Here is a 23,919-nt window from a genome sequence, read left to right on the forward strand (position 1 = left end):
CACTTGGGCCGCCCCATGACCTCCAAAGCCACCCGCGACATTGTCGCCGCCGCCGGCGCCTGCGTCGCTTGCGCCGCCGCTGCCGCATCGCTTCCGCCCGGCTTCGTGCGGCTCGCCGATCTCGCGCCGCAGATCGTGCAGGATATGCGCTACGCCGGCGCCGATAATTTCACCGGCCGCCCCGTGCCCGGCTATAAGGCCGCGCAATGCTGGCTGCGCGAGGATGCGGCCAAGGCGCTCATCGCCGTGCAGGCGGAAGCCAAGGCGCAAGGTTTCGAGCTCATCCTCTATGATTGCTATCGTCCGCGCCGCGCCGTCGCCGCCTTCATCGATTGGGCGAAGAGCCCGGACGAAAGCATGAAGGCGCAATATTATCCGCATGAGACCAAGCGCGACCTGTTCGCGCGCGGCTATATCGCCGAGAAATCCTCGCATTCGACCGGGCTCGCTGTCGATCTCGGCGTGCTGGGCTGGGATTTCGGCACGCCTTTCGATTTCTTCGACGAGCGCTCGTGGACAGCCAATAGGGATGTGAGCACCGAGGCGCAGGAGCATCGTCGCCGCCTCGAGACGCTGATGCGCCGCCACGGCTTCCACAATCTGCCGACCGAATGGTGGCATTTCGCTTTCGCCGGCGCGGGCGAGGCGCCGAGCTATGACGTCGAGATCGAATAGTCAGCCGTCCTTGTCGAGACGCTGGCGCAAATAGTCGAGCATACCGGCGGCGAGCTCGACTTCCGGCGTGAAGACGCGGCCGATCTGCTCGCTCTCGAGCAGATCGGCTTCCGCCGCGTCGCGGGCGCGCAGCGCGACGCTTACAGCGGGATTGACGCGTCGCGCCGCCGAGATCATCCGCTGGAGGTCGCAGCTGTCGGTGGTCGTCGCGACGATCAGCGCGCTCGCTTGCGCGATATGCGCCTGCGCCAGCGAAGCCGGCTCGGAGGCGTCGCCGCAGACGGCGGCGATATCTTGCGCGCGCAGCGACTCCACCAGCTCGCGATTTTGCTCGATCACCACGAAGGGCGTTCGCCATTCGAGCAGCTTCTCGCCGATCCGGCGGCCGACGCGCCCATAGCCGACCAGAACGATCTGGCCGGTCAGCCGCGCATCGTCGACGCTCGCCGGCAATTCCGCGAGCGGATCCAATGAGCGCGCCTTTTGTCCGAGGCGCGCGCGGATCGGCTCGATCGCGACGAAGACCAGCGAATTGAGCGCGATGGAGACGAGCGCGCCGGCGAGGATCAGATCGCGGCCGTCCGGCGAGATGAGGCCGAGCGAGACGCCGAGCCCGGCCAGAATGAAGGAGAATTCGCCGATCTGCGCGAGGCTGGCGCCGACGGTCAGCGCCGTGTCCAGCGGATAGCGCAGCGTGAGGGTGAGGCCGACGGCGGCCAGCGTCTTGCCCACCATCACGATGCCGACGACTGCGAGCACGCGCCAGGGCTCCTCGAGGAAAGCGCGCGGATCGAAGGCCATGCCGACCGAGACGAAGAACAGGACGGAGAAAGCGTCGCGCAGCGGCAGGGACTCGTCGGCGGCGCGATGGCTGAACTCGGATTCCCGCATCATCATGCCGGCGAAAAAAGCGCCTAGCGCGAAGGAGACGTCGAAGAGCTTGGCCGAGCCATAGGCGACGCCGATCGCCGTGGCGACGACGCAGAGCGTGAACAGCTCGCGCGAGCCGACGCCCGCCACCCAGAACAAGAGGCGCGGGAACAGCCAGCGCCCGACCACCAGCATGAGAATGACGAAGGCCGCCACTTTGGCGAGCGTCAGGCCGACGATCGGCCATAGATTCGTCTCGCCCGCCATGGCGTCGGGAACGCCGCCGCCGAGCAGGCCGGCGGCCGGCGGCAGCAGCACCAGCAGCAGCACGGTCGCCAAATCCTCGACGACGAGCCAGCCGATGGCGATGCGGCCGTTGATCGTGTCCATCTCGCCGCGCTCCTCCAGCGCGCGCAGCAGCACTACGGTGCTGGCGCAAGAGAGCGAGAGGCCGAAGATCAGCGCCGCGCCGAAATGCCAGCCCCAATAGCTGGCGACGCCGACGCCGAGCGCAGTGGCGATGGCCATTTGCACCACCGCTCCCGGCGCGGCGATGCGGCGGACCGACAATAAATCGTCGAGCGAGAGATGCAGGCCGACGCCGAACATCAGCAGAATAATGCCGATCTCGGCGAGCTGATCGGCGAGCGCCACATCGGCGACGAAGCCGGGCGTCGCCGGGCCGATCAATATTCCGGCGAAGAGATAGCCGACGAGCGGCGAGAGCCGCAGCTTGGCGGCGATGAGCCCCATGAAAAGCGCGAGGCCGAGCGCGGCGGCGAGAGTCGTGACGAGATCGACTCCGTGTTGCATCTTCCCTCCTGGAACGCGAGACCCTCGAATAGAGCAATTCGAGCGCCGGAGCGATCGGAGGAGGGCGCGGCTCAGTCCGCGCTGGGCAGGCGTCGGATGGTGAATTCGATACGGCCGTCCTCGAGCTCTCGCCAGAACTCGATCTCGGTCATATAGGCGGCTTTGGGGTAGAGGTCGAACCATTCGCGCGCTTTGGCGCGGGCCTCGCCACGCTCGAGCGTGAAGGTCTCGCGTCGCCAGCCGTCGCTGCGCGCGCTTTTGACGTAGCGGGCGCGATCGGCGAGCCGACGCGCGACGTCTCTCGGCTGTCTCGTCTCGACGCCCATACGCAACTCCTGCGGCCCCGACAGGAGGGATGATAGCGCGCTCGACGCCGAAAAGAAAAGCCGTACGCAAAGCGACGCCGAGTATTTTCCGCCTTCGGCGCGGCCTCGCGCGTCGCAGCGGGGAGGCTCTGGCCGCAGCGATGCTCCGCCCCAGATGTTCGGAAGGAGCCGCTCCAGCGGAGCAAGACGCGGAAATATGTCACAAAATCGCCAGCCGCATATTTTGAACGCGGCCTCCAGCCTGCTCGGCATATGCTTCGTGCTGATCACCGGCCTGAAAATCAGCGGCGCGAGCGGCGGCACTCTGCTGGACGAGGTCGCCATGGTCTCGGCTGTCGGCTTCGTCGGCGCCTGCCTCTTTTCTTTCGCCTCCATGCTGCAGCTGCCCGCGCCGATCAATTACGAGTTGATCGCCGATCTTCTCTTCGTTCTTTCCATGCTCTGCCTGTTCGCGGCGGTGCTGATGTTCGGGCGCAGCCTATTGTGATTTTGGGAGTAGAGCCTCGCGCGTCGCCTCTTCGACGAGCCGCGTCACCGTCGCCGGATCGCGCGGAAAGCCGGCCCGGATCCATTTCGCCTGCAATTCCTTCAGCATAGCGCCGAGCGCGCGGCCGGGCGAGAGACCGCGCGCCATCAGATCGGCGGCCTTGACCGGAAAATCCGGCGCCGACGCCTCGGCCAGAAAGCGCGCGGCGCGCAGCCAGAATTCCGCATCGGGCGCGGCGGAGCTTTCCGCATGGGCCAGCGTCAGAGCGTCGCGGGCGCTCTGACGGCCATGCTCGAAGAGAAGCCGCGTCAGCTCCAGTTCGGACGGCGGCGAGGCGGCGCCGTGCAGTCCCTCGAGCAGTCGCGTCGCATGAGCCAATCGGCGGTGCTCGGCGTTGGAGAGCCGCAGCCGCTCGCGCAGACGATCGGCGTCCTCGGGAATGAGCGCGGCCAGCGCGCCGAGGCGCAGCAACGGATCGACCGCATGGGCGAGCGTCGCCTCGACCGCGGCCAACCGCGCGAGCCGCGCTGGAAAAGTGGCGCCGACGACGACTTCCAGCACGCCGGCCTGCGAGATTTCGCGCGCCACCTCCACCGCGCGGCGCGCCGCGAGAAGCTTCAGCGTTTCGGCGCGGATGCGCTCGCCGGAGAGCTTGGCGAGGCTCGTCCGCGCGATTATCGCCGCATGAAGCCCGGCGGCGTCGAGCGCCCCCTCGCCGAAAGCCGCGTGAAAGCGAAAGAAGCGCAGGACGCGCAAATGATCCTCGGCGATGCGGACGGCAGGATCGCCGATGAAGCGCACGCGCCGCGCCTCGAGATCGGCGAGCCCGCCGGCGTAATCATGGAGCTTTCCATCCTGCGAAAGGGAAAGAGCGTTGATGGTGAAGTCGCGCCGCAGCGCATCGGTCTCGAAATCGTCGCCGAAGCGCACTTTGGCGTGACGGCCGTAGGTCTCGACATCCTCGCGCAGCGTCGTCACCTCGAAAGGCGTTCCTTCGACGACCACGGTGATCGTGCCATGCTCGACGCCGGTCGGCACGCTCTTGAGTCCGGCCGCCGCCGCCGCCTTGGTCACGGCCTCGGGCAGAGCCGTGGTGGCGAGGTCGATCTCGTGCGGCGCGCGGCCGAGCAGGGAGTCGCGCACGGCGCCGCCGACGATGCGCGTCTCGCCGCCGGTCGCGCGCAGCGCCTCGAGCAGGCGGATGATTTTCGGATTGTCGAGCAGGCGGATCGGCAAATCACTGAAAGCGGCCGGGCGCGAGCCGGCCGTCCTCTATATGCGCCGGGACATAGGTTCCCTCGTTGCGCGGCGACAGCAGAGCCAGAAAAACAAATCCGGCGATCGCGATGGCGAGCCCGGCGATGGCCAGCGACGAGACGACGCCGCGTGTCCACAGCGCCGCCACGAAGGGCCAGCGCCGACGCGCCAACAGATAGAGCGCATAGGCGACGAAGGGCGTGACGAAGAGCAACGCCGGCTGAACGATGACCCGCCACATGGGGACGCCTCTCGGTAGATCGGCGGCCGGAGCCGGCGAAGACGTTCGAAGGAATGACGATCTCCGGAATCGCTCGCCGGACTTCGCTCGAAACTATAGCACAGGCCGCCGCCGGCCTCCTCGGGAGCGGCAGCCGCGCAAAGGGCGCGCATATCGACCGCCGAGCGTCCCGTCGCGCGAGCCTCAAAAAGCCATTTTTGCCGCCGACCCATCTGTCCGGCCGAGCCGATCCCGGGGCCGAAATTAAACATTCTTTAACGTCGACAAGCGTCCTTTCCGGCTTATCCTAGGGGGAAACTGCGACGCGGCCGTCGTCGCCGATCGCAGGGCAGTCATCGAAGGACAGTCAATGACCGAGCAAGATCTGGCCAGCGCTCCCGCCGCCGCCGAGCGTGTCCTCGACGAGATCGGCCGCGCCCGCGCCGCCGTTTCCACCGTGATCTTCGGCCAGGAGGAGGCGGTCGAGCAGGCGCTCGTCACTCTGCTCGCCGGCGGCCATGGCCTGCTCGTCGGCGTGCCCGGACTCGCCAAGACCAAGCTCGTCGAGACATTGGGCCGCGTGCTCGGCCTCGACGAGCGGCGCGTGCAATTCACGCCGGACCTGCTGCCGGCCGATATTCTCGGCTCCGAGGTGCTCGAGGAGACCGCCGACAAAAAGCGCGTCTTCCGCTTCGTCAAAGGCCCGATCTTCGCGCAATTGCTGATGGCGGACGAGATCAACCGCGCCTCGCCGCGCACGCAATCGGCGCTGCTGCAGGCGATGCAGGAATATCATGTGAGCGTCGCCGGTGAGCGTCACGATCTGCCGCGGCCCTTCCATGTTCTGGCGACGCAAAATCCGTTGGAGCAGGAGGGAACCTATCCTCTGCCGGAGGCGCAGCTCGATCGCTTTCTCCTCCAGATCGACGTCGATTATCCCGACCGCGCCAGCGAGCGGCGCATATTGCTGGAGACCACCGGCGACCGCGTGACCGAGGCGCGCAAGACTCTTTCCGCCGACGAGCTGATCGCCGCCCAGAGGCTGGTGCGGCAATTGCCGGTCGGCGACAGGATCGTCGATGCGATCCTCGATCTGGTGCGCGCCGCGCGGCCGGGGGAGGGCGATCCGGAGATCGCGCCCCATGTCGCCTGGGGGCCGGGCCCGCGCGCGGCGCAGGCCCTGATGCTCGCCACCCGCGCGCGCGCGCTGCTCTCCGGGCGGCTATCGCCCTCGCTGGACGATGTCGCCGCGCTCGCCGCGCCGGCGCTGCGTCATCGCATGGCCTTGACCTTCGCCGCGCGCGCGCAGGGCAAGACCGTCGCCGGCCTCGTCGACAAGCTCGTCTCGAGGATCGGCTGAGGTGGCGGGACCGGCGGTTTCCACCGAGGCTTTCGATATTTCCGAACGGCTCGCGCGCGCCCGCGGCGTGGACGCCGCCGAGCTCGCCGGCCGGCTGCCGGATATCGTCATCCGCGCGCGGGAGGTGGCGGCGACGGTCGTTCATGGCGCGCATGGTCGCCGCCGCGCCGGGACCGGCGAGAATTTCTGGCAGTTCCGGCCCTTCGGCGCCGGCGAGGCCGCGCATCGCATCGACTGGCGCCGCTCGGCGCGCGATGATCGGCTCTTCGTGCGCGAACGGGAATGGGAGGCCGCCCATTCCTATTTTCTGTGGATGGATTGCTCGCCCTCCATGGGTTTCGTCTCTTCGCTGGCGTTGGAGCCCAAGCTCGACCGCGCGCTGACGCTCGGCCTCGCGCTCGCCGACGTGCTCATGCGCGGCGGAGAAAGGATCGGGCTTCTCGGCCTCACACATCCCATGTCGACGCGCGACATTATCGAGCGCCTCGCTCAGGCGCTCGTCTCGGCGGGTGCGTCGGCGCGCGGCGAATTGCCGGAGGGGGCGGCGCTCCCCGGCGGCGCCAAGGCGCTGCTGATCTCCGATTTTCTCTGCGATCCGCAGGCGCTCGCCGAGCGTCTGGCGGCGCTCGCGGGAAATGGCGCTGCGGGCGCGCTGATGATGATCGCCGATCCGGCGGAGGAGACCTTTCCCTTCGAAGGCGAGACGATTTTTCTCGACACCGACAGCCGCGCGACGCTGCGCGCCGGCCGCGCCCAATCCTGGCGCGACGCCTATGTCGAGCGTCTGGCCCGGCATAGGGACGAGATCGCCAGAGCCGCGGCCGCCGTCGGCTTCTCGCTGCATATTCACCGCACCGACCGGCCCGCGGCGGAGGCGGCCTTGTCCCTGAGCTTTGCGCTCGCCTCGGGATTGGAGCGCGTCTGATGGGACTCACCTTCGCCGCGCCGCTCGCGCTCCTCGGGCTGCTCGCTCTGCCCGCCATTTATTTTCTGCTGCGGGTGACGCCGCCGCGCCCGCGCGAGATCGTGTTCCCGCCGATCCGCCTGCTCTTCGATCTGTTGCGCCGCGAGGAGACGCCCTCGCGCACGCCCTGGTGGCTATTGGCCCTGCGCCTCGCGCTCGCCGGCCTCGCCGTTCTGGCCATGGCCGGCCCGGCGATCACGCCGACGGCGACCGCCTCCTTTTCCGGCGCGCCGCTGCTGATCGCGATCGACGACGGCTGGCCGGCGGCGCCGGATTTCGACGCCCGCATCGAGGCGGCGCGCGCGCTCGCCGCCGACGCGGCGCGTTCCGGCGCGACGATCGCTCTTTTGCCCATGTCGCAGGCCGAGACCGCGCCGACGCGAGAGGATGGCGGCAAGATCGACGAGAGCCTGCGCGCGCTCGCGCCGCAACCTTTCGTCCCGGATCGCGCCGCCGCCGCCGCGCGGCTCGGCGAATTCGCGGCCGCAAATCCGCACGGGCGCATTATCTGGATCGCCGATGGATTGGAGCAGGGCGGCGCGAGCCAATTCGCCAAAGCGCTGAGCTCGGCGTCCGCCGCCGGCGCGAAAGTCGAGACATTGACCAGCGATCATGCGCCCCGCGCGCTTCTCGCGCCGCAGAACACGGCCGCCGGCCTCGAGGTGGAGATCGTGCGCGCCGCCGGGGGCGCGCCCGCGTCCGGGGCGGTCTCCGCCTTCGACCAGCAGGGACGCGCGCTGGCGCAAGCGCGTTTCGATTTTTCGGGAGACAAAGCGAAAGCGCGCTTCGATCTGCCGATCGAATTGCGCAATGAGGCGGCGCTGCTGCGTCTCGACGGCGAGGCTTCGGCCGGCGCGGTGGCCCTGCTCGACGGGCGCTCCAAGGTTCGCCGCGTCGCCGTGCTGAGCGGCGTGAGCGCCGATCTCGCGCAGCCTTTGCTGGAGCCGCAATTTTATCTGCAAAAAGCCTTCGCGCCTTTCGCCGAGGTGCGCGAGCCGCGGCCGGGCGCCGCCGATCCGCTGCCCCAGCTCATCGCCGAGCAGCCCAATATCGTCGCCCTCGCCGATATCGGCGCGCTGCAGCGCGACGCGCATGAGGCGCTGATCCATTTCGTCGAGGAGGGCGGCGTGCTGCTGCGCTTCGCCGGCGCGCGCCTCGCCAACGCCGGCGACGATCTCACCCCGGTGCGCTTGCGCCGCAACGGCCGCGTGCTCGGCGGCGCCATGTCCTGGGACACGCCGAAAAAGCTCGCGCCCTTCGATTCTTCGAGCCCCTTCTATGGGCTCGCGGTTCCCGACGAGGTGACGGTGACGCGTCAGGTTCTCGCCGAGCCGGAGCCGGGCCTGCCGGCCAAGACCTGGGCGGCGCTCACGGACGGCACGCCGCTCGTCACCGCCGAGCGGCGGGGTAAAGGGCTCATCGTGCTGTTCCATGTGAGCGCCGACGCCGTCTGGTCCAATCTGCCGATCTCGGGTCTTTTCATCGACATGCTGCACCGAATCGCCGCCGAGAGCGGCGAGGCCGCCGCCCGCCGCGCCGAGGACGGCCCGCGCAGCGATGCGCCGGCTCTCGCGCCGCTGGTCACTCTGGACGGACGCGGCCGTCTCGGCGCGCCGCCGCCCACCGCCCGGCCGATCGGCGCCGATTATGACGGCGGCGCCAATCGCGAGCATCCGCCGGGCTTCTATGGCGTCGCCGATGCGCCCATCGCCGTGCAGCCGCTGCGCGCGGGCGATGATCTGCGCGCTTTCGATTTTTCGGGGCAGGGGCTCGCCGTCTCCGCTCTGCGCGCCGGCGCGCCGATCGATCTGCGTCCTTGGCTGCTCGGCCTCGTCTTCCTCGCGCTGCTCGCCGATTGGCTGATCCTGCTCGCAATGTCCGGCGCATTGCGCCGCGCCGCGCCGATCGCTCTCGGCGCTTTTTGCGCGCTGGCCGTTCTGAGCGCCGCGCCGCAGGGCGCCCGCGCCAAGGATGCGGCCTCGGCCTCGGCCGCTTCGCCGCGCGACCGCGAGGCGGCGCTGACGACGCGGCTCGCCTATGTGGTCTCCGGCGACGCCCGCGTCGACGAGGCCAGCAAGCTCGGCCTCGAGGCTCTGTCGCGCGCGCTCAATCAGCGCACCTCCTTCGCGCCCGGCGCGCCGGTCGGCGTCGATCCGGCGCGCGACGAATTGGCCTTTTATCCGATGCTCTATTGGCCGATCGTCGCTTCCGCGCCGCTGCCTGCGGCGCAGGCGATCGCCAAGGTCGATCTCTATCTCAAGCAGGGCGGCACCATCGTCTTCGACACGCGCGACGCGCTCACGGCGCATGAGGGCGGGCCGCCGACGCCGGAGACGCAATGGCTGCGCGATCTGACGCGCAATCTCGACATTCCGCCGCTCGAAGTGACGCCGCGCGATCACGTCATCACCAAGACGTTTTATCTGCTCGACAATTTCTACGGCCGCACGATCAACGGCAAGACCTGGGTAGAGGCGCTGCCGCCCGAGAGCAAGGACGATCCGGCGCGCCCCGTGCGCGCGACCGACAGCGTCTCGTCCGTCGTCATCACCTCCAATGATCTCGCCGGCGCCTGGGCGGCGGATCGCAACGGCCAGCCGCTCTACACGTTGACGCCGGGCGGCGCGCGCCAGCGTGAGCTCGCCATACGCGGCGGCGTCAATCTCGTGATGTACACGCTGACCGGCAATTACAAATCCGATCAGGTCCATGTTCACGACCTATTGGAGCGGCTCGGCCAATGAGCGAGCTTTCCCTCGCCTTCACGCCGCTGCTGCCCTGGCCGGCGCTCGCCGCTCTGAGCGTCGCCGCGATTGTCGTCGCGCTCTTGTCGCTGCGCGCGGGCGGGCGCGGCGCGCCTCTGCGGCTCGCGACATTGGCGCTGGTGCTGCTCGCGCTCACCGATCCGTCGCTGCTGCGCGAGCAGCGCGAGCCTTTGAAGACGATCGTTCCCATCGTGCTCGACCGCAGCGAGAGCCAGAGCTTCGGAGAGCGCATGGCGCAAACCGAGGCGGCGAAGGCCGCGCTCGAGCCGGCGCTGCAGAAGCTCGGCGACATAGAGCCGCGCTTCATCGACGCCGCGCGTTCCGGCGCAGAGGCAGACGGCACCAGATTGTTCCAGGCTCTGGAAGAAGGGCTGAAGGACGTTCCGCGCGAGCGCATCGGCGCCGCCATCATGGTGACGGACGGAATCGTTCACGACATACCGGCGAGCGCCGCAGCGCTCGGCTTCAAGGCTCCGCTGCATGTGCTCGTCACCGGCCATGAGGGCGAGCGCGACCGTAGGCTCGAACTCATCGAGGCGCCGCGCTTCGGCATTGTCGGCAAGGATCAGACGATCCGCGCGCGCGTCGTCGACAGCAATCTCGGCGGCAAGGAGCCGGTCGTCATCGCGACGCGCCGCGACGGCGAGGCGCTGGAGCCGATCGTCGCCCGCGCAGGCGAGATCGTCGATATTCCGGTGCGCGTGGCGCATGGCGGCGCCAATGTCGTCGAGCTGGAGGCGCCGACGCTGCCGGGCGAGTTGACCGCGGTCAACAACAAGGCCGTCGTCACGATCGAGGGCGTGCGCGACAAGCTGAAAGTTCTGCTCGTCTCCGGCGAGCCCAATCCCGGCGAGCGTAGCTGGCGCAATCTCTTGCGCTCGGACGCCAATGTCGATCTCGTGCATTTCACCATTCTGCGGCCGCCGGAGAAGCTCGACGGCACGCCGCCGCACGAGCTCTCGCTGATCGCCTTTCCGACCGCCGATCTCTTCGGCCGCAAGATCAACGAATTCGACCTCATCATCTTCGATCGCTATTCGAACCAGACGATCCTGCCCTCCGTCTATTTCGACAATATCCTGCGCTATGTCGACAATGGCGGCGCCTTTCTGGTCGCGACCGGGCCGGATTTCGCGACCGTGCAAGGGCTGTATTACTCGCCGCTGGAGAGCATTATTCCGGCGCGGCCGAACGGCTCGCTCTATGAGCGCGCCTTTCGCGCAAAGGTGAGCAAGGAGGGCGAGAAGCATCCCGTCACCCGCGGGCTCGCGGGCGCGAAGAATCCGCCGTCCTGGGGCGAGTGGTTCCGCCAGGTCGATACGGAAGTGGTGAAGGGCAATTCGATCCTCACCGGCGCCAATGACAAGCCGCTGCTCGTGCTCTCGCGCGAGGGCAAGGGGCGCGTCGCCGCTCTGCTCACCGATCAATTGTGGCTGTGGGCGCGCGGCTATCAGACCGGCGGCCCGCATATCGATCTGATGCGCCGCCTCGCCCATTGGCTGATGAAGGAGCCCGACCTCGAGGAGGAGGCGCTGCGCGCCAGCGCCCATGGCCGCGACATAGAGATCGAGCGCCAGAGCCTCGAAGAGAATGTCGCGCCGGTGACGATGACGACGCCCTCGGGCGCGATCTCGCAGATCACGCTCGCGCCCGGCGAGCCCGGCCTGTCGCGCGCGCATCATCTGGCGAAGGAGATGGGGCTCTATCGCTTTCAGAGCGGCGATCTGACGGCGCTCGTCAATGTCGGCCCGGAGAATCCGCGCGAGCTTCGCGAGGTGGTTTCCACTTCCGAGAAGCTGCGGCCTCTCGCCGAGGCCAGCGGCGGCACGGTGCGACGTCTGTCGAAAGACAGGGGCGGCGCGGTCATTCTCCCCCGCATCGTCGAGATGCGGGAAGCCTCGGTCTTCGGCGGCGCGGATTACATCGGAGTCAAGCGCACAGGCGCGAGCGCGCTGATCGGCGTCGAGACGGCGCCGCTGGCGATCGGCCTATGGGGTCTCGCGGCGCTGCTCGGCGTGATCGTGCTGGCCTGGGCCTGGGAAGGCCGCCGCTGACGGGGAGCACGGGAGCGGACGCAAAAACGCCCCGCCTGTTCATCCGAGGTCGGGGCGTCGATTGCGGCCGGCCGAGACTTCGGTCGATCGGTCTGCTCGAGGAAATAGGCGCTGATTTCGCCGATGCAAGAGAGGCGGATTCTTCTGCGTCCCTCAGCAATCGCCGAAGCGTCGCGTCTCCGGGAACTTCGCCAGAAACGCCCGCAGCACCACGAGCTGATCGGCCGCGCGGCGCTTCAGTCCGAGGTCCAGAAAACCATCGAGATCGGCGACGATGAGATTGCGCACGGCGGACGGGCCACGTCCGAGGCCGAGCAGATAGGAGGCGAGCAGCGCATCATGCTGGGCAGAAGGCCGCACGCCGGACATCACCTCGTTGGAGGTCGGCGCGGCATCGAAAGCTCTGCGTTGCGCATACATGAAACCGTTCCCCTCGAGCTCGCCGCTCCGCGACATTCCGTCGCGTCTCTCCCCGTCAGTAAGCGCTTTCGCCGATAGGCGAAATCGGGGGGAATTACGTATCTCGGCCGTTCGAATTCATGGGGTTTGCGCCGCCGCGCGCAACCGCGCGAAACCAAGGCTCAGATCTTCTTTCAGATCGCCCAAATCCTCGAGCCCGATCGAGAGCCGTATCGCCGGGCCGCCGGGCGTCCACTGCGTCGCCGTGCGATAGGAGGCGCAGTCGAAGGGCAGAGCGAGACTCTCGAAGCCGCCCCAGGAATAGCCGAGGCCGAACAGCTCCAGCCCATCCAGCATGGCGGCGACGGCCTCCGGCGGAACCGGCTTCAAAATGAAGGAGAACAGGCCTGTCGAGCCGAGAAAATCGCGCTTCCACAATGCATGATCGGGATGGCTCTCGAGCGCTGGGTGAATGACATGCGCGACCTCTTCGCGCGCCTCCAGCCAGCGCGCCATTTCGAGCCCTGCGCGTTCGGCCTCGCGCAGGCGCAATTCCATCGTCCGCATCCCGCGCAGAGCGAGAAAGACGTCTTCCGGGCCGGGGCAGATGGCGAAGGCGTCGTAAGCGGCGCGCAGGCGCCGCGCCCATTTGTCATTGGCCGAGACGAGGCCGAGCAAGAGATCGGAATGGCCGCCGAGATATTTGGTGCCGGCCTCGATCGAAAGATCGACGCCGCGCTCATGCGGCGGAAAAAAGAGCGGCGTCGCCCATGTGTTGTCGAGGATGACGCAGGCGCCTTTCGCATGGGCGATCTCGGCGAGGGCGGGGATATCCTGCACCTCCAGCGTCTGCGAGCCCGGGGATTCGGCCAATATGGCCGTCGTGTTCGGCCGCATCAGAGCGGCGATATCGGCGCCGATGCGCGGATCGTAATAGCTCGTCTCGACGCCGAGGCGCTTCAGCACGCTGTCGCAGAACATGCGCGCCGGCAGATAGCAGGAATCGGTGACGAGCAGATGGTCGCCGGACTTCAGCGCCGTCAGCAGAGCGATGGCGATCGCCGCGAGGCCGGAGGGGACGGCGACGGCCTCCGCCGCGCCGGCGATATCGATCCAAGCCTCCTCGAGCGCGCGAATCGTCGGCGTGCCCTTGGTGGCGTAAGTATAGGCGCCGCGATTGGCGAGGAGCGACGCCGTGTCGGGAAACAGCACGGTGGAGCCGCGATAGATCGGCGTGTTGACGAACCCGAATTGCTCGGAGGGCGCGCGCCCCGCATGGGCGAGGCGGGTGCGGCTTTTCTTTTTTCGCCCAGATTGTCCTCTAGTCTCGCTCATGTCTCGCCCATCGGTTTCGTCGAACGGATTTGCGGCGGCCGACCGCGCGCCGCAGTATAGGCTGCTCGCGCAGGACATGGGCGATAGAGAAGGATTTGTCCAATGATCGTCCGCCGCACACGCCGCGACCCGAGGAGCCGATGATCTTTCCGTTCCGCTTCCTCGTCATCGCCTCATCTCTGCTTCTCGCCGCCGCTGCGCAGGCCTCGACGCTCGAGCAGGCGCAAAAGCGCGGCTTTCTGATCTGCGGCGCGAGCAATGGCCTGCCGGGCTTCGCGCATCAGGACGAGGCCGGCCGCTGGAGCGGCTTCGACGTCGATTTCTGCCGCGCGCTCGCCGCCGCCATTTTCGACGATCCGGAAAAAATGCGCTTCGTGACGCTCTCCGCCAAGGATCGCGTGAAGGCGCTGCAATCGGGCGTCGTCGATCTCCTGGCGCGCGGCGCCGCTTGGACGCTGGCGCGCGACGCCGGGCAGGGACTCTCCTATGCGGCGATCAGCTTTTTCGACGGACAGGGATTTCTCGCGCGCAAAAAATCCGTCGCCGCGCTGCGCGATCTCGGCGGCCTCTCCGTCTGCGTGCAGCAGGGCACGCCCTTCGAGCTCGATCTCGTCGATTTTCATCGCGAGGGCGTGAAGCCGATCGAGCCCAAGCTCTTTCCGACATTCGAGGAGGCGGCCAAGGCCTATTCCGAGGCCAAATGCGAGGCGCTGACCGCCGATCTCTCGACGCTCGCCGCCAAGCGGCAAGAGCTGGCCGCGCCGGCCGAACATGCGATTCTGCCCGAGCTCATCGACAAGGAGCCGCTCGGCCCCATCGTGCGGCAGAGCGACGACCAATGGTTCGACATCGTGCGCTGGACGCATTTCGCCATGGTCGATGCGGAAGAGCTGGGCGTGACCTCCGCCAACGCCGACGAGCAGCTGAAATCGGCCGATCCGCGCGTGCGGCGCCTGCTCGGCGTCGACGGCGGCCGCGTGGATGGGCTGGGGCTCGAGGCCGATTGGGTCTATCGCATCGTCAAGCACGTCGGCAATTACGGCGAGGCCTTCGAGCGCAATCTCGGCGCCGGCTCGCCCATCGGCCTGGAGCGCCGGCTCAACGCGCTATGGACCAAGGGCGGGCTGATGTATGCGCCGCCGGTGCGGTGAGCGGGGATATGGAGCCGGGATTCTTCGATCCTCGCGCGAGCGCGGCGGCGCAATGGGCGCCATTGGCGCGCTTCGCCATCGCCGAGGCGCGCCTCGCGCGCTGGGCGTCGCAGCGGCCATTGCGACGCCTCAGTTACGAGTTTCTACGCTTCGGCGTGAAGCAGGCGTGGTCGTGCCTGTTCGGTTTTCTGATGGTTGGGCTGCTGATCGCGACGCATTTCGTCTATCCGCGCGAATTTTTCCTCGCGCGCTATGATTTTCTCTTCCTCGTCGCGCTCGCCATCCAGGCGCTGCTGCTCGCGACGCGGTTCGAGAGCCTGCAGGAAGCCAAGGTGATCCTGCTGTTTCATCTCGTCGGCACGGCGATGGAGGTGTTCAAGACCGCGGTCGGCTCCTGGATCTACCCCGATCCGGCCTTTTTCCGCATCGGCGGCGTTCCGCTCTTCACCGGCTTCATGTATGCGGCGATCGGCAGCTATATGATGCGCGCCTGGGTGGTGTTCGATTTCCGCTTCATCCGCCATCCGCCGATTTGGATGGTCGCGGCGCTCGCCGCGGCGATCTACGGCAATTTCTTCCTGCACCATTACCTGGGGGATTTGCGGATCGCGCTGTTCGCGGCGACGGCGGCGCTGTTCGCGCGCACCTGGATCTATTACCGCGTGCATCACAGCTGGCGGTCGATGCCGCTGCTGCTGGCGGCGCTGCTCGCCGCGAGCTTCATCTTTCTCGCCGAGAATGTCGGAACCTTCACCCGCACCTGGCTCTATCCGAGCCAGCTCGCGGTCTGGTCGCCCGTGGGCGCGGCCAAGCTCGGCTCGTGGTTCCTGCTGCAGATCGTGAGCTATGCGCTGGTCATAGCGGTCAAGCGGCCGCGCGCGCCGGACGCCCAGCCGCTGGAACTCTCACGCGAGCGTCATCGCCGCCGCTTGGCGGATCATTCCGCGCCCGTGAGCTGAGCCTTTTGCGCGCGCTGCCACCAGGCGAGGAGCGCGTCGAGATCATGCGCGAGGAATTCCGCCAGCGGGCCGGCGAATTGGCGCCACTCCTCGACGTAATGCGGCGACACCGCCGTCACCACGGGAACCTTCGCCAGCATGGACGCGCGGAAAGCGTCGGCGAGGCCGCCGCGCGAGGCCTCCTGCTTGCTGAACTTGCTGATGACGACGAGATCGACGCCTTCGGCGACGCGCCGCTCAATCGCGGCGCAAGCGAGCGCCAATTCGCTCGAGTCGAGATTGCAGGCGACCGAGCCGGCCCCCAAATCCTGCGAGATCGCATAGAGCGCGCCATCGGCGACGTCACGCAGCACGATGCGGCTGCGGCCGGTCGCTTCGTCGAGGATGCGCGCCTGAGTGACGCCGGCGACGCGCGCTCCGCTCTCGGCGAGACGCTGGGCGAAATCGGCGATCAGCGCCTGCGCCTGAGCGCTCGGCTCGCCGGGAAGGGCGGCGATCGGCGCCGTTGCAGGCAAGGAAGCGTAAAGGGTCATCTCATGTCTCTCACGTCGCGATTTCGGTCGAAAGACGTGGCGGACTCGCCTATCCTCGCATGGTCGATGGGCGGCCGGCCTTGCTCGGCGAGGCTCGCGCCTCTTGTCATTCCGGGGCGGCGACCGATCTGATATAAACGGTCAGGGACGCGACGTGAACAGCCGTGAGCGATGAACGAGGCAATGCGCCGCTTTCTCCCTCTGCGCGGGCGCAGGCGGTGGAAGCGTTCATTCGGGAGGCGCGGCGCGTCGGCGCAGCGGCCGAGCGGGGCCGGCTGATCTTCGCGCTCGACGCCACCATGAGCCGTCAGCCGACATGGGATCTCGCGCAATCGCTGCAGGGCCGCATGTTCGAGGCGACGTCGGCGCTCGGCGGGCTCGATGTGCAGCTCGTGTATTTTCGTGGCTTCGGCGAATGCCGCGCGTCGAACTTTGTCGGCGGCGGGCAGGGGCTCGCGGCGCTGATGGCGAAAATCTCCTGTCGCGGCGGCCGCACGCAGATCGCCAAAGTGTTTCGTCATACGCTCGAGGAAACGAGCGCGCGCCGCATCGGCGCTCTCGTTTTCGTCGGCGATGCGTTGGAGGAGAATGTCGACGAACTCTGCGAGCTCGCCGGCCGGCTCGGCCTTCTCGGCGTCAAGGCCTTCATGTTCCATGAGGGCGTCGATGCGCAGGCCGGGGCCGCTTTTCGCGAGATCGCGCGGCTGAGCGGCGGCGCCTATGCCGCTTTCGACGCCTCGGCGCCGCGCCGCCTCGCGGAGCTTCTGTCCGCGGCCGCGGCTTATGCGGCCGGCGGACTGGCCGAGCTCGAACGGCGCGCTACAAAAGGCGAGGACGCAGCGCGTCTTCTTCTGTCACAAATGGGGTGAGGAGCCCGCTTCATGCCGGTTCTGATCGGATTTCTCGCATTGATCCTCGCGCTCTACGGCTTGCGCATGTTCACGCGCGCTTCGCCCGCGGCCATGGCCCGCACGATACGCAAGGGCGGCGGCGCGGCGACGATCGCGCTCGGCCTGTTCTTCATTTTGCGCGGGCGCATAGACATCGGCCTGCTGCTGGCCTCGGCCGGCATGTGGCTCTTCGGCGCCTTCTCGCGCGGGGTCAAGCGCTTCGGCCATGCGAGCGCCGGCGGCGGCGTGTCGCGCGTGCGCTCCGCCATGATCGAGATGGAGCTCGACCATGCGAGCGGCTCCATCCGCGGCACGATCCTCGCCGGCAAGGACGAGGGCAAAAGGCTCGACGCGCTGACGCGATCGGCGGTGATGGAGCTCTACCGCCATTGCCGCAACGTCGACCCGGAAGGCGCGCGTCTCCTAGAGGTGTATATGGACCGCCGGTTTGCCGGCTGGCGTCAGACAGGAGACGGTCGACGCGACGCGGGGGGCGCCGATGCGGGCGGCGTCGGACCAGGCCGCCGCGGCGGCACGATTTCGGAAGATGAGGCCTATGAAATTCTGGGCCTCAAAAAGGGAGCGGCGCGCCAGGACATTGCGCGGGCGCACCGCGATCTGATGAAGAAGCTTCATCCGGACCATGGCGGGACGACCGATCTCGCGGCCCGGGTCAACGAAGCCAAAGATGTCCTCATGCGTCGTCATCATCATTGAAGCTCGACCTTGTTCGCTCGACGCTCGTCGCTCTTTTTGAAAAATAGGTCGGTGAATCAATTTTTCGTCGTGAAACAGGAGAAGCCGGAGCGCTTCAGCGCGCGACAGGCGGTCTCCGCGCTCTTCTCCTCGAGCCCGGCGAAACGGGCGCGATAGAGCGTTTCCCGGCCCTTCTGCACTTTTTCGGTAAAGGCCTTGGCGGTGGCCGGCACGCCTTTGGCGCGGGCGCGGGAGAGCAGCTGCTGGGCCTTTTCCGCATCGTCGGTGGCGCCGATCTGAATCATCCAGCCGGAATGATTCGGCCGCGCCTGCTCGGCCTTGGACGGCTCGCCACGGTCGCTACGGGCGACGAGCGTGCGATCCGTATCCGTCATGCGGGCGGGCAGCGCATTCGGCGTCGTCACAGCGGCCAGCTTGGTCGCATGTCCGGCTTTGGCGGCGGTGGAGCCGTCCGTCGTCGCGCGGGCGCTGTCGCGACGCGCGGGCTCCAGCTGGCGGCGGCCGGCTTGCACGGGAGCGGGCTCTGCGGCCTTATGTCCGCCGGCGACGAAAGCCGGACGAATTTTGTCTGCGCGCTCGGGCGTCGGAACCGCGAGAAGCGGCGGCGCCGAGGCGAGCGCCATAACGCGCGGCGCAAGAGCGGGACCAGCAGCAGCAGGAGCCGGCGCGGCGGGGGCCGTAACGGCTGCGGCGACGATGGGCGTCTCTTCTTTCTCCTCTTCGGCTCTGGCGACCGGAGCCGGAGCGGGCTCGCCTTCCGAGATGGCGCGCGCGGTGCGGACCGCGGCGCCGTCGCCGATATGCTCGGCGATGAGCCCGGCCATGACGCGGTCGCGGGCGGCGGCGGTGCGGCCGCCCATGACGACGGCGACGATGTGATGGCCGTCGCGCCGCACCGAGGTCAAGAGATTGAAGCCGGAGGCGTGGGTATAGCCGGTCTTGATGCCGTCGACGCCGCGAATCTGCCCGAGCAGATGATTGTGATTGCGATGCGACTGGCCGCGCCAGACAAAGGCGTGGGTGGAGAAATAGCGATAATAGCGGGGGAAGCGGTCCTGGATCGCGCGGCCGAGCACGGAGAGATCATGCGCCGTGGTGATCTGCTCGTCATTGGGCAGGCCCGAGGCGTTGGCGTAATGGGTGCGGCTCATGCCGAGCTGATGCGCCTTGCGGGTCATCATATCGGCGAAGGTCTCCTCGTCGCCGGCGATGTTCTCGGCGATGGCCGCGGCGATATCGTTCGCCGATTTGGTGACGACGGCCTTGATGGCGCTGTCGACGTCGATGGTCTGGCCGGGCGCGAGGCCGAGCTTGGTCGGCGCCTGCGCCGCTGCGTGGGAAGAGATGACGAGCGGCGAATCGAGCCGCAGCCGGCCCTTCTCGAGCTGCTCGAACAAAAGATAGAGCGTCATCACCTTGGTGACGGAGGCAGGGTGGCGCAGCTCGTGCTCGTTGCGCGCATAGAGCGTGCGGCCGCTATTGGCGTCGACGACGATCGCCGCGAAGGCCGGACCGCCGCCGCTCGCGGTCGAAGCGCCGCGCCGCGCCGCATGAGACAGATGGGCTCCGCCGCGCCGATGATGCGCGGCATGGTGAATGAAGCTGTGACGCGCGTGATAGGCCCGGCCGGAATGGTGATGGCGCCTCGCCTCGGCGGGGGCGGCGAATAGCGCTGACAAGGCCGCGATCGCCGCGACCAACGCCACCACCCATTTCCAACGCTCGAGCCCATCGGCGACGCCACGCTTCGTCATCTATCCAGATCCCGTTCACTTGCCCCGTCATGCGCTCGCGGCGGTCCCGTCCGCCCGGGCGTTGCCGAAAAGCCACATGATTACAATCTTACCGATGCGAGGTTACCCCCTGGTTAAGGCGAAAGCCGTTCGGGATTGTGGTTTTGCATCGCAACATTGTTATTGACTTCGATTGTGCAATGCATATAAGTTGATCTTGTCAACTGAGCGCAAGGAGTCCGCCAAGGGGCGAAGGCCGGAAGGCGCTCGATACGAGGACGAAACCGATGGTTGCCACTTTCGAAAGCGTTCAGCAGCTGGGCAAGGAGCAATTCGAAGCGGCGTCCGCGGCCGCGGCGGCCCTCACCAAGGGCTGGCAGACCATTGCGGCGGAGACGACCGACTATTCGAAGAAATCCTTCGAAAAGAGCCGCCTCCTCGCGGAAAAGCTGATCGGCGTCAAGAAGATCGACGAAGCCCTCCAGTTGCAGTCGGATTACGCCAAGGGCGCGTACGAGGACTTCATCGCCGAGGCGACCAAGCTCGGCGAGCTCTATTCCAGCCTCGCCAAGGAAGCGTTCAAGCCGGTCGAAGCGGCGGCGACGAAAGTCTATTCCGCGGGCGAGTGATCGCCGCGAGAGACGTCCTCGACAAGAGTCTCGGAAAAGGCGGGCGGAGCCTCCTCCGCTCGGCTTTTCGTTTATCGGCTCTGCGGCGCCGCAGTAAAATCACCTAGCCTGTGCGTAAAATCCAGGAGACGCGACGCGTGCGTTGCGAATCCCCGCGCTGCGGCGCGATAAGATCGCCGGAGGCGCATGAGGCGTCGCAGGAGGCGGTCCAATGAGCGCGATCGACGATGTCGGCTTCGTTCATCTACATGTTCATACCGCTTTCTCGCTGCGCGAAGGCGCGCTGACCCTCACCCGCGTCATCGATCTGGCCCAGAAGGACCAGATGCCGGCGCTCGCCGTCACCGATACGGATAATCTCTTCGGCGCGCTGGAGTTTTCCGAAAAGGCCGCCAAGGTCGGCGTGCAGCCGATTCCAGCCGTTCAGCTCACTATCGATTTCGGCGACGGGACGCAGAGCGCCCTCGGCGCCGCCGATGGGCGCGGCCATATCGTCTTGATCGCGCAATCGGAGCAGGGCTATTCCAATCTGATGCGGCTCGCCTCGCGCGCCTATCTCGAGCCGGCGCAGGGGGAGGCCTCCCATGTCTCGCTGACGAGCCTCGCCGAAAGTTGCGAGGGGCTGATCGCCCTCACCGGCGGCTCGGAGGGCGGGCTCGACACGCTCTTCGCCAAGGGCCGGGCGGAGCAGGCGCTCGCCCGTCTCGAGGCGCTGCTGCCGCACTTCGACGGCCGGCTCTATGTCGAGATTCAACGCCACGGCCTCGATCAGCAGCGGCGCGTCGAGCCGCAATTGCTCGATCTCGCCTATCGGCGCGGCCTGCCTCTGGTCGCCACCAACGAGCCCTTTTTCGCGACGGCGGCGGATTTCGAGGCGCATGATGCGCTGCTCTGCATCGCCGAGGGCACAGTGACCAGCGTCGCCGAGCGGCGGCGGCTCTCGCCGCAGCATTATTTCAAGACGCGCAAGGAGATGCGCGAGCTCTTCGCCGATCTCCGCGAGGCGACGGATTCGACGGTCGAGATCGCGCGGCGGGTCGCCTTTCGTCCGCTGACGCGCAAGCCTATCATGCCGCGCTTCATGCTGGACGGGGAAGGGGGCGGGGAATCCCTCGAGGATATAGAAGCGCGCGAATTGCGCCGGCAGGCGAAGGAAGGCCTCGAGGCACGCCTCCTCGTGCAGCCGCCCGCGCCGGGGCAGACGCGCGAGACCTATGACGCGCGCCTCGAATTCGAGCTCGACACGATCGAGAAGATGCGCTTTCCGGGCTACTTCCTGATCGTCTCGGACTTTATCAAATATGCGAAATCGCAAGGGATTCCGGTCGGGCCGGGGCGCGGCTCGGGCGCGGGATCGCTGGTCGCCTATGCGCTGACCATCACCGATCTCGATCCTCTGCGCTTCGGCCTCTTCTTCGAGCGCTTCCTCAATCCAGAACGCATGTCGATGCCGGATTTCGACATCGACTTCTGCCAGACGCGGCGCGGCGAGGTCATCGACTATGTCCGCGAGCGCTATGGCGCCGAGAAAGTGGCGCAGATCATCACCTTCGGCTCGTTTCTGGCCCGCGGCGTGCTGCGCAGCGTCGGCCGCGTGCTGGAAATGCCGCCGGGGCAGGTCGACAAGCTCGCCAAGCTGGTGCCGCAGAACCCCGCCAAGCCGGTGACTTTGGCCGAGGCCGTCGCCGGCGAGCAGAAATTGCGCGAGGCGATCGACGAGGACGGAAAGGTCGCCCGCCTGTTCAAAATCGCGGCGGCTCTCGAAGGGCTCTATTCCAACGCCTCGACTCATGCCGCGGGCGTCGTCATCGGCGACCGGCCGCTGGATGCGCTGGTGCCGCTCTATCGCGATCCGAAATCCGATATGCCGGCCACCCAGTTCAATATGAAATGGGTGGAGCCGGCCGGCCTCATCAAATTCGACTTCCTCGGCCTCAAGACGCTGACCGTGCTGGCGACAGCCGTCGATCTGGTGCGCCGGCGCGCGCCGGATTTCGATCTCGCCGCCATTCCGCTGGACGACAAAGCGACCTACGAAATGCTCGGGCGCGGCGAGACGGTGGGCGTGTTCCAACTGGAAAGCGCCGGCATGCGCAAGGCGCTGGTCGAGATGCACGCCGACCATTTCGAGGACGTCATCGCTCTCGTTGCCCTCTACCGGCCGGGTCCTATGGCCAATATCCCGACCTATTGCGCGGTGAAGCTCGGCGATGAGGAGCCAGATTACATTCACCCCAAGATCGAGCACATCTTAAAGGAGACATTCGGCGTCATCATCTACCAGGAGCAGGTGATGCAGATCGCTCAGGTCCTCTCCGGCTATTCGCTGGGCGAGGCCGATCTGCTCCGCCGCGCGATGGGCAAGAAGATCAAGGCCGAGATGGACGCCCAGCGCGAGCGCTTCGTCACCGGCGCGGTGGAGCGCGGCCTCACGGCGCAAAAGGCCAGCGATATCTTCGACCTGCTGGCGAAATTCGCCGATTACGGCTTCAACAAGAGCCATGCGGCGGCCTATGCGCTGATCGCCTATCAGACGGCCTGGTTCAAGGCGCATTATCCGGTCGAGTTTTTGGCTGCCTCCATGACGCTGGACAAGGGCAACACCGATAAGCTCGCCGAATTCCGCAATGAGGCGCGGCGGCTCGGCATTGCGGTGGAGCCGCCTTCCATCCGCCGCTCGGGCGTCGATTTCGACGTCGCGCCCGGCGCCGACGGCAATCTCGCCATTCGCTACGCGCTCTCCGCCGTGAAGGGCGTCGGCGAGGGGCAGGCAGAGTCCATTGTGCGCACGCGCGGCGCCGCGCCTTTCCGCAATCTCTCGGAGTTCGCGCGACGGATCAATCCGCGCGAGGTCAATAAGAAGGTGCTGGAGAATCTCGCCTGCTGCGGCGCCTTCGACGAGCTGGACGCCGACCGCGCCCGCGTCGTCGGCGCGATCGAGACTGTGCTCGCATGCGCCAATCGCTGCGCCGAGGATCGGCAGGCCGGGCAGAATGCGCTGTTCGGCGGCGCGGAGGCGGAAGAGGATCTGGTCCTGCCCAAGAGCCAGCCCTGGACGGCGTCGGAAAAGCTGAAGCGCGAATTCGACGCCGCCGGCTTCTTCCTCTCCGGCCATCCGCTCGACGCCTATGCGAGCGTGCTCGGCCGGCTTCGGCTGACGCGCTGGGCGGAGTTCATCATCGCGGTGAAGCGCGGCGCCAGCGCCGGGCGGCTCGCCGCGGTGGTGCTCGACCGCGCGGAGCGGCGCACCAAATCGGGCTCGAAAATGGGCGTGGTCCAGCTCTCGGACGACAGCGGGCAGTATGAGGCGATCCTGTTTCAGGAGGGGCTCAACCAATATCGCGACCTTTTGGAAAAGGGCGCGACCGTGCTGGTGACGCTCTCCGCCGCGCTCGAGGGCGAGGATGTGCGGGCGCGCATCACCGAGGTGCAGCCGCTCGCCGCCGCCGCGGCGAAGGCGCAAAAAGGGCTGCGCATCTTCCTTCAGGACGCCGCGCCGCTCGACGCGCTGAAGTCGCGGCTGACGACGCGCGGCGAGGGCGAGGTGTCGATCGTCGTGGCGCTGGAGCGCATGGCGAGCGAGGTGGAGATCAAGCTGCCGGGCGGCTATTCGGTCTCGGCCGATGTCGCCGGGGCGCTGAAAACGATCCCCGGCGTGCTCGCCGTGGAGCATGTGTGAGCGCGGGGTTCATAGCTCATCTATGACATTAGATATTAGTGCTTATTTATTGAAATAACTAAGCAATACTGCTGATACGAAACTTCGCCTCGGCGATCTCGCC

At 67.2% G+C, this 23,919-nt stretch carries 20 protein-coding genes; 12 read left to right on the plus strand and 8 right to left on the minus strand.

Annotated features, from left to right (window positions below):
• Positions 1-15 precede the first annotated feature (15 nt).
• Entirely contained in the window at positions 16-675 is a 660-nt protein-coding gene (locus tag KP010_RS02695) for a M15 family metallopeptidase (RefSeq protein ID WP_142862388.1), read from the plus strand.
• Here the strand turns inward: KP010_RS02695 and KP010_RS02700 are convergent, their stop codons facing one another.
• Positions 676-2,358: a cation:proton antiporter gene (locus KP010_RS02700; RefSeq protein WP_142862389.1), complete on the minus strand. Its 1,683-nt coding sequence runs from the start codon at positions 2,356-2,358 to the stop codon at positions 676-678. It lies immediately after the preceding gene.
• A gap of 71 nt (positions 2,359-2,429) precedes the next feature.
• Complete coding sequence (locus tag KP010_RS02705) at positions 2,430-2,684, minus strand: hypothetical protein (RefSeq protein WP_108917903.1); 255 nt, start codon at positions 2,682-2,684, stop codon at positions 2,430-2,432.
• Positions 2,685-2,880: 196 nt separating this feature from the next.
• Here KP010_RS02705 and KP010_RS02710 point away from each other — a divergent pair, with 196 nt between their 5' ends.
• Positions 2,881-3,171, plus strand: coding sequence for a hypothetical protein (locus KP010_RS02710; protein WP_108917904.1), 291 nt, complete (start codon positions 2,881-2,883; stop codon positions 3,169-3,171).
• On the opposite strand, the gene KP010_RS02715 is transcribed toward KP010_RS02710, so the two are convergent.
• Together KP010_RS02715 and KP010_RS02720 are read right to left on the minus strand one after the other, a co-directional pair.
• A complete protein-coding gene (locus KP010_RS02715; protein WP_142862390.1) occupies positions 3,163-4,407 on the minus strand; it encodes a CCA tRNA nucleotidyltransferase in 1,245 nt (414 codons plus the stop codon). The genes KP010_RS02710 and KP010_RS02715 overlap by 9 nt on opposite strands.
• Position 4,408: 1 nt before the next feature.
• The gene (locus tag KP010_RS02720; RefSeq protein WP_108917906.1) at positions 4,409-4,669 is read right to left on the minus strand and encodes a DUF6111 family protein; all 261 of its coding nucleotides are present in this window, start codon (positions 4,667-4,669) and stop codon (positions 4,409-4,411) included.
• A 349-nt stretch (positions 4,670-5,018) separates the two neighbouring features.
• On the opposite strand from KP010_RS02720, the gene KP010_RS02725 reads away from it, so the two are divergent.
• Genes KP010_RS02725 through KP010_RS02740 form a run of 4 tightly spaced genes read left to right on the plus strand, consistent with a single transcriptional unit; the run spans position 5,019 to position 11,791 of the window.
• Positions 5,019-6,008 carry a MoxR family ATPase gene (locus tag KP010_RS02725; protein WP_142862391.1) on the plus strand — a complete coding sequence of 330 codons (990 nt, stop codon included), beginning with the start codon at positions 5,019-5,021 and terminating at the stop codon, positions 6,006-6,008.
• A gap of 1 nt (position 6,009) precedes the next feature.
• Complete coding sequence (locus tag KP010_RS02730) at positions 6,010-6,933, plus strand: DUF58 domain-containing protein (RefSeq protein WP_142862392.1); 924 nt, start codon at positions 6,010-6,012, stop codon at positions 6,931-6,933.
• A complete protein-coding gene (locus KP010_RS02735; RefSeq protein ID WP_142862393.1) occupies positions 6,933-9,716 on the plus strand; it encodes a DUF4159 domain-containing protein in 2,784 nt (927 codons plus the stop codon). The genes KP010_RS02730 and KP010_RS02735 overlap by 1 nt, the downstream gene beginning before the upstream one ends.
• Positions 9,713-11,791, plus strand: coding sequence for a hypothetical protein (locus KP010_RS02740; RefSeq protein WP_142862394.1), 2,079 nt, complete (start codon positions 9,713-9,715; stop codon positions 11,789-11,791). The genes KP010_RS02735 and KP010_RS02740 overlap by 4 nt, the downstream gene beginning before the upstream one ends.
• A 153-nt stretch (positions 11,792-11,944) precedes the next feature.
• Here KP010_RS02740 and KP010_RS02745 read toward each other — a convergent pair whose 3' ends face one another.
• Both KP010_RS02745 and metC read right to left on the minus strand, forming a co-directional pair.
• Complete coding sequence (locus tag KP010_RS02745; protein ID WP_246659789.1) at positions 11,945-12,247, minus strand: hypothetical protein; 303 nt, start codon at positions 12,245-12,247, stop codon at positions 11,945-11,947.
• An 81-nt stretch (positions 12,248-12,328) separates the two neighbouring features.
• The gene (metC, locus tag KP010_RS02750; RefSeq protein ID WP_142862395.1) at positions 12,329-13,525 is read right to left on the minus strand and encodes a cystathionine beta-lyase; all 1,197 of its coding nucleotides are present in this window, start codon (positions 13,523-13,525) and stop codon (positions 12,329-12,331) included.
• 95 nt (positions 13,526-13,620) lie between these two features.
• Between metC and KP010_RS02755 the strand changes: the two genes are divergently transcribed.
• Both KP010_RS02755 and KP010_RS02760 read left to right on the plus strand, forming a co-directional pair.
• Positions 13,621-14,676, plus strand: a complete 1,056-nt coding sequence (locus KP010_RS02755) for an amino acid ABC transporter substrate-binding protein (RefSeq protein WP_174800246.1) — start codon at positions 13,621-13,623, stop codon at positions 14,674-14,676.
• 8 nt (positions 14,677-14,684) lie between these two features.
• Positions 14,685-15,635: a DUF817 domain-containing protein gene (locus tag KP010_RS02760; protein WP_142862396.1), complete on the plus strand. Its 951-nt coding sequence runs from the start codon at positions 14,685-14,687 to the stop codon at positions 15,633-15,635.
• Here the strand turns inward: KP010_RS02760 and KP010_RS02765 are convergent.
• A complete protein-coding gene (locus KP010_RS02765; RefSeq protein WP_142862397.1) occupies positions 15,614-16,168 on the minus strand; it encodes a DUF2478 domain-containing protein in 555 nt (184 codons plus the stop codon). The two genes, KP010_RS02760 and KP010_RS02765, sit on opposite strands and share 22 nt — an antisense overlap.
• A 164-nt stretch (positions 16,169-16,332) precedes the next feature.
• On the opposite strand from KP010_RS02765, the gene KP010_RS02770 reads away from it, so the two are divergent.
• Together KP010_RS02770 and KP010_RS02775 are read left to right on the plus strand one after the other, a co-directional pair.
• Complete coding sequence (locus KP010_RS02770; protein ID WP_142862398.1) at positions 16,333-17,037, plus strand: VWA domain-containing protein; 705 nt, start codon at positions 16,333-16,335, stop codon at positions 17,035-17,037.
• A 12-nt stretch (positions 17,038-17,049) separates the two neighbouring features.
• Positions 17,050-17,775: a DnaJ domain-containing protein gene (locus KP010_RS02775; RefSeq protein WP_108917916.1), complete on the plus strand. Its 726-nt coding sequence runs from the start codon at positions 17,050-17,052 to the stop codon at positions 17,773-17,775.
• 56 nt (positions 17,776-17,831) lie between these two features.
• Here the strand turns inward: KP010_RS02775 and KP010_RS02780 are convergent, their stop codons facing one another.
• Positions 17,832-19,529, minus strand: coding sequence for an SPOR domain-containing protein (locus KP010_RS02780; protein ID WP_142861553.1), 1,698 nt, complete (start codon positions 19,527-19,529; stop codon positions 17,832-17,834).
• A gap of 266 nt (positions 19,530-19,795) precedes the next feature.
• Between KP010_RS02780 and KP010_RS02785 the strand changes: the two genes are divergently transcribed.
• Entirely contained in the window at positions 19,796-20,137 is a 342-nt protein-coding gene (locus KP010_RS02785; RefSeq protein ID WP_018265355.1) for a phasin family protein, read from the plus strand.
• A gap of 211 nt (positions 20,138-20,348) precedes the next feature.
• Positions 20,349-23,816 carry a DNA polymerase III subunit alpha gene (dnaE, locus tag KP010_RS02790; protein WP_216280395.1) on the plus strand — a complete coding sequence of 1,156 codons (3,468 nt, stop codon included), beginning with the start codon at positions 20,349-20,351 and terminating at the stop codon, positions 23,814-23,816.
• The last annotated feature ends 103 nt before the right edge of the window (positions 23,817-23,919 follow it).

Source organism: Methylosinus sp. KRF6, from assembly GCF_018887255.1.
Classification (GTDB): Bacteria; Pseudomonadota; Alphaproteobacteria; order Rhizobiales; family Beijerinckiaceae; genus Methylosinus; species Methylosinus sporium.

Excerpts from the sequence above, each read along its gene's own strand:
- KP010_RS02740 (WP_142862394.1), top strand. The coding sequence starts at position 9,713 with ATGAGCGAGCTTTCCCTCGCCTTCACGCCGCTGCTGCCCTGGCCGGCG.
- KP010_RS02765 (WP_142862397.1), bottom strand. The coding sequence starts at position 16,168 with ATGACCCTTTACGCTTCCTTGCCTGCAACGGCGCCGATCGCCGCCCTT.
- KP010_RS02695 (WP_142862388.1), top strand. The coding sequence starts at position 16 with ATGACCTCCAAAGCCACCCGCGACATTGTCGCCGCCGCCGGCGCCTGC.
- KP010_RS02705 (WP_108917903.1), bottom strand. The coding sequence starts at position 2,684 with ATGGGCGTCGAGACGAGACAGCCGAGAGACGTCGCGCGTCGGCTCGCC.
- KP010_RS02735 (WP_142862393.1), top strand. The coding sequence starts at position 6,933 with ATGGGACTCACCTTCGCCGCGCCGCTCGCGCTCCTCGGGCTGCTCGCT.
- metC (WP_142862395.1), bottom strand. The coding sequence starts at position 13,525 with ATGAGCGAGACTAGAGGACAATCTGGGCGAAAAAAGAAAAGCCGCACC.
- dnaE (WP_216280395.1), top strand. The coding sequence starts at position 20,349 with ATGAGCGCGATCGACGATGTCGGCTTCGTTCATCTACATGTTCATACC.
- KP010_RS02725 (WP_142862391.1), top strand. The coding sequence starts at position 5,019 with ATGACCGAGCAAGATCTGGCCAGCGCTCCCGCCGCCGCCGAGCGTGTC.
- KP010_RS02710 (WP_108917904.1), top strand. The coding sequence starts at position 2,881 with ATGTCACAAAATCGCCAGCCGCATATTTTGAACGCGGCCTCCAGCCTG.
- KP010_RS02745 (WP_246659789.1), bottom strand. The coding sequence starts at position 12,247 with ATGTCGCGGAGCGGCGAGCTCGAGGGGAACGGTTTCATGTATGCGCAA.
- KP010_RS02780 (WP_142861553.1), bottom strand. The coding sequence starts at position 19,529 with ATGACGAAGCGTGGCGTCGCCGATGGGCTCGAGCGTTGGAAATGGGTG.
- KP010_RS02700 (WP_142862389.1), bottom strand. The coding sequence starts at position 2,358 with ATGCAACACGGAGTCGATCTCGTCACGACTCTCGCCGCCGCGCTCGGC.
- KP010_RS02775 (WP_108917916.1), top strand. The coding sequence starts at position 17,050 with ATGCCGGTTCTGATCGGATTTCTCGCATTGATCCTCGCGCTCTACGGC.
- KP010_RS02785 (WP_018265355.1), top strand. The coding sequence starts at position 19,796 with ATGGTTGCCACTTTCGAAAGCGTTCAGCAGCTGGGCAAGGAGCAATTC.
- KP010_RS02760 (WP_142862396.1), top strand. The coding sequence starts at position 14,685 with ATGGAGCCGGGATTCTTCGATCCTCGCGCGAGCGCGGCGGCGCAATGG.
- KP010_RS02720 (WP_108917906.1), bottom strand. The coding sequence starts at position 4,669 with ATGTGGCGGGTCATCGTTCAGCCGGCGTTGCTCTTCGTCACGCCCTTC.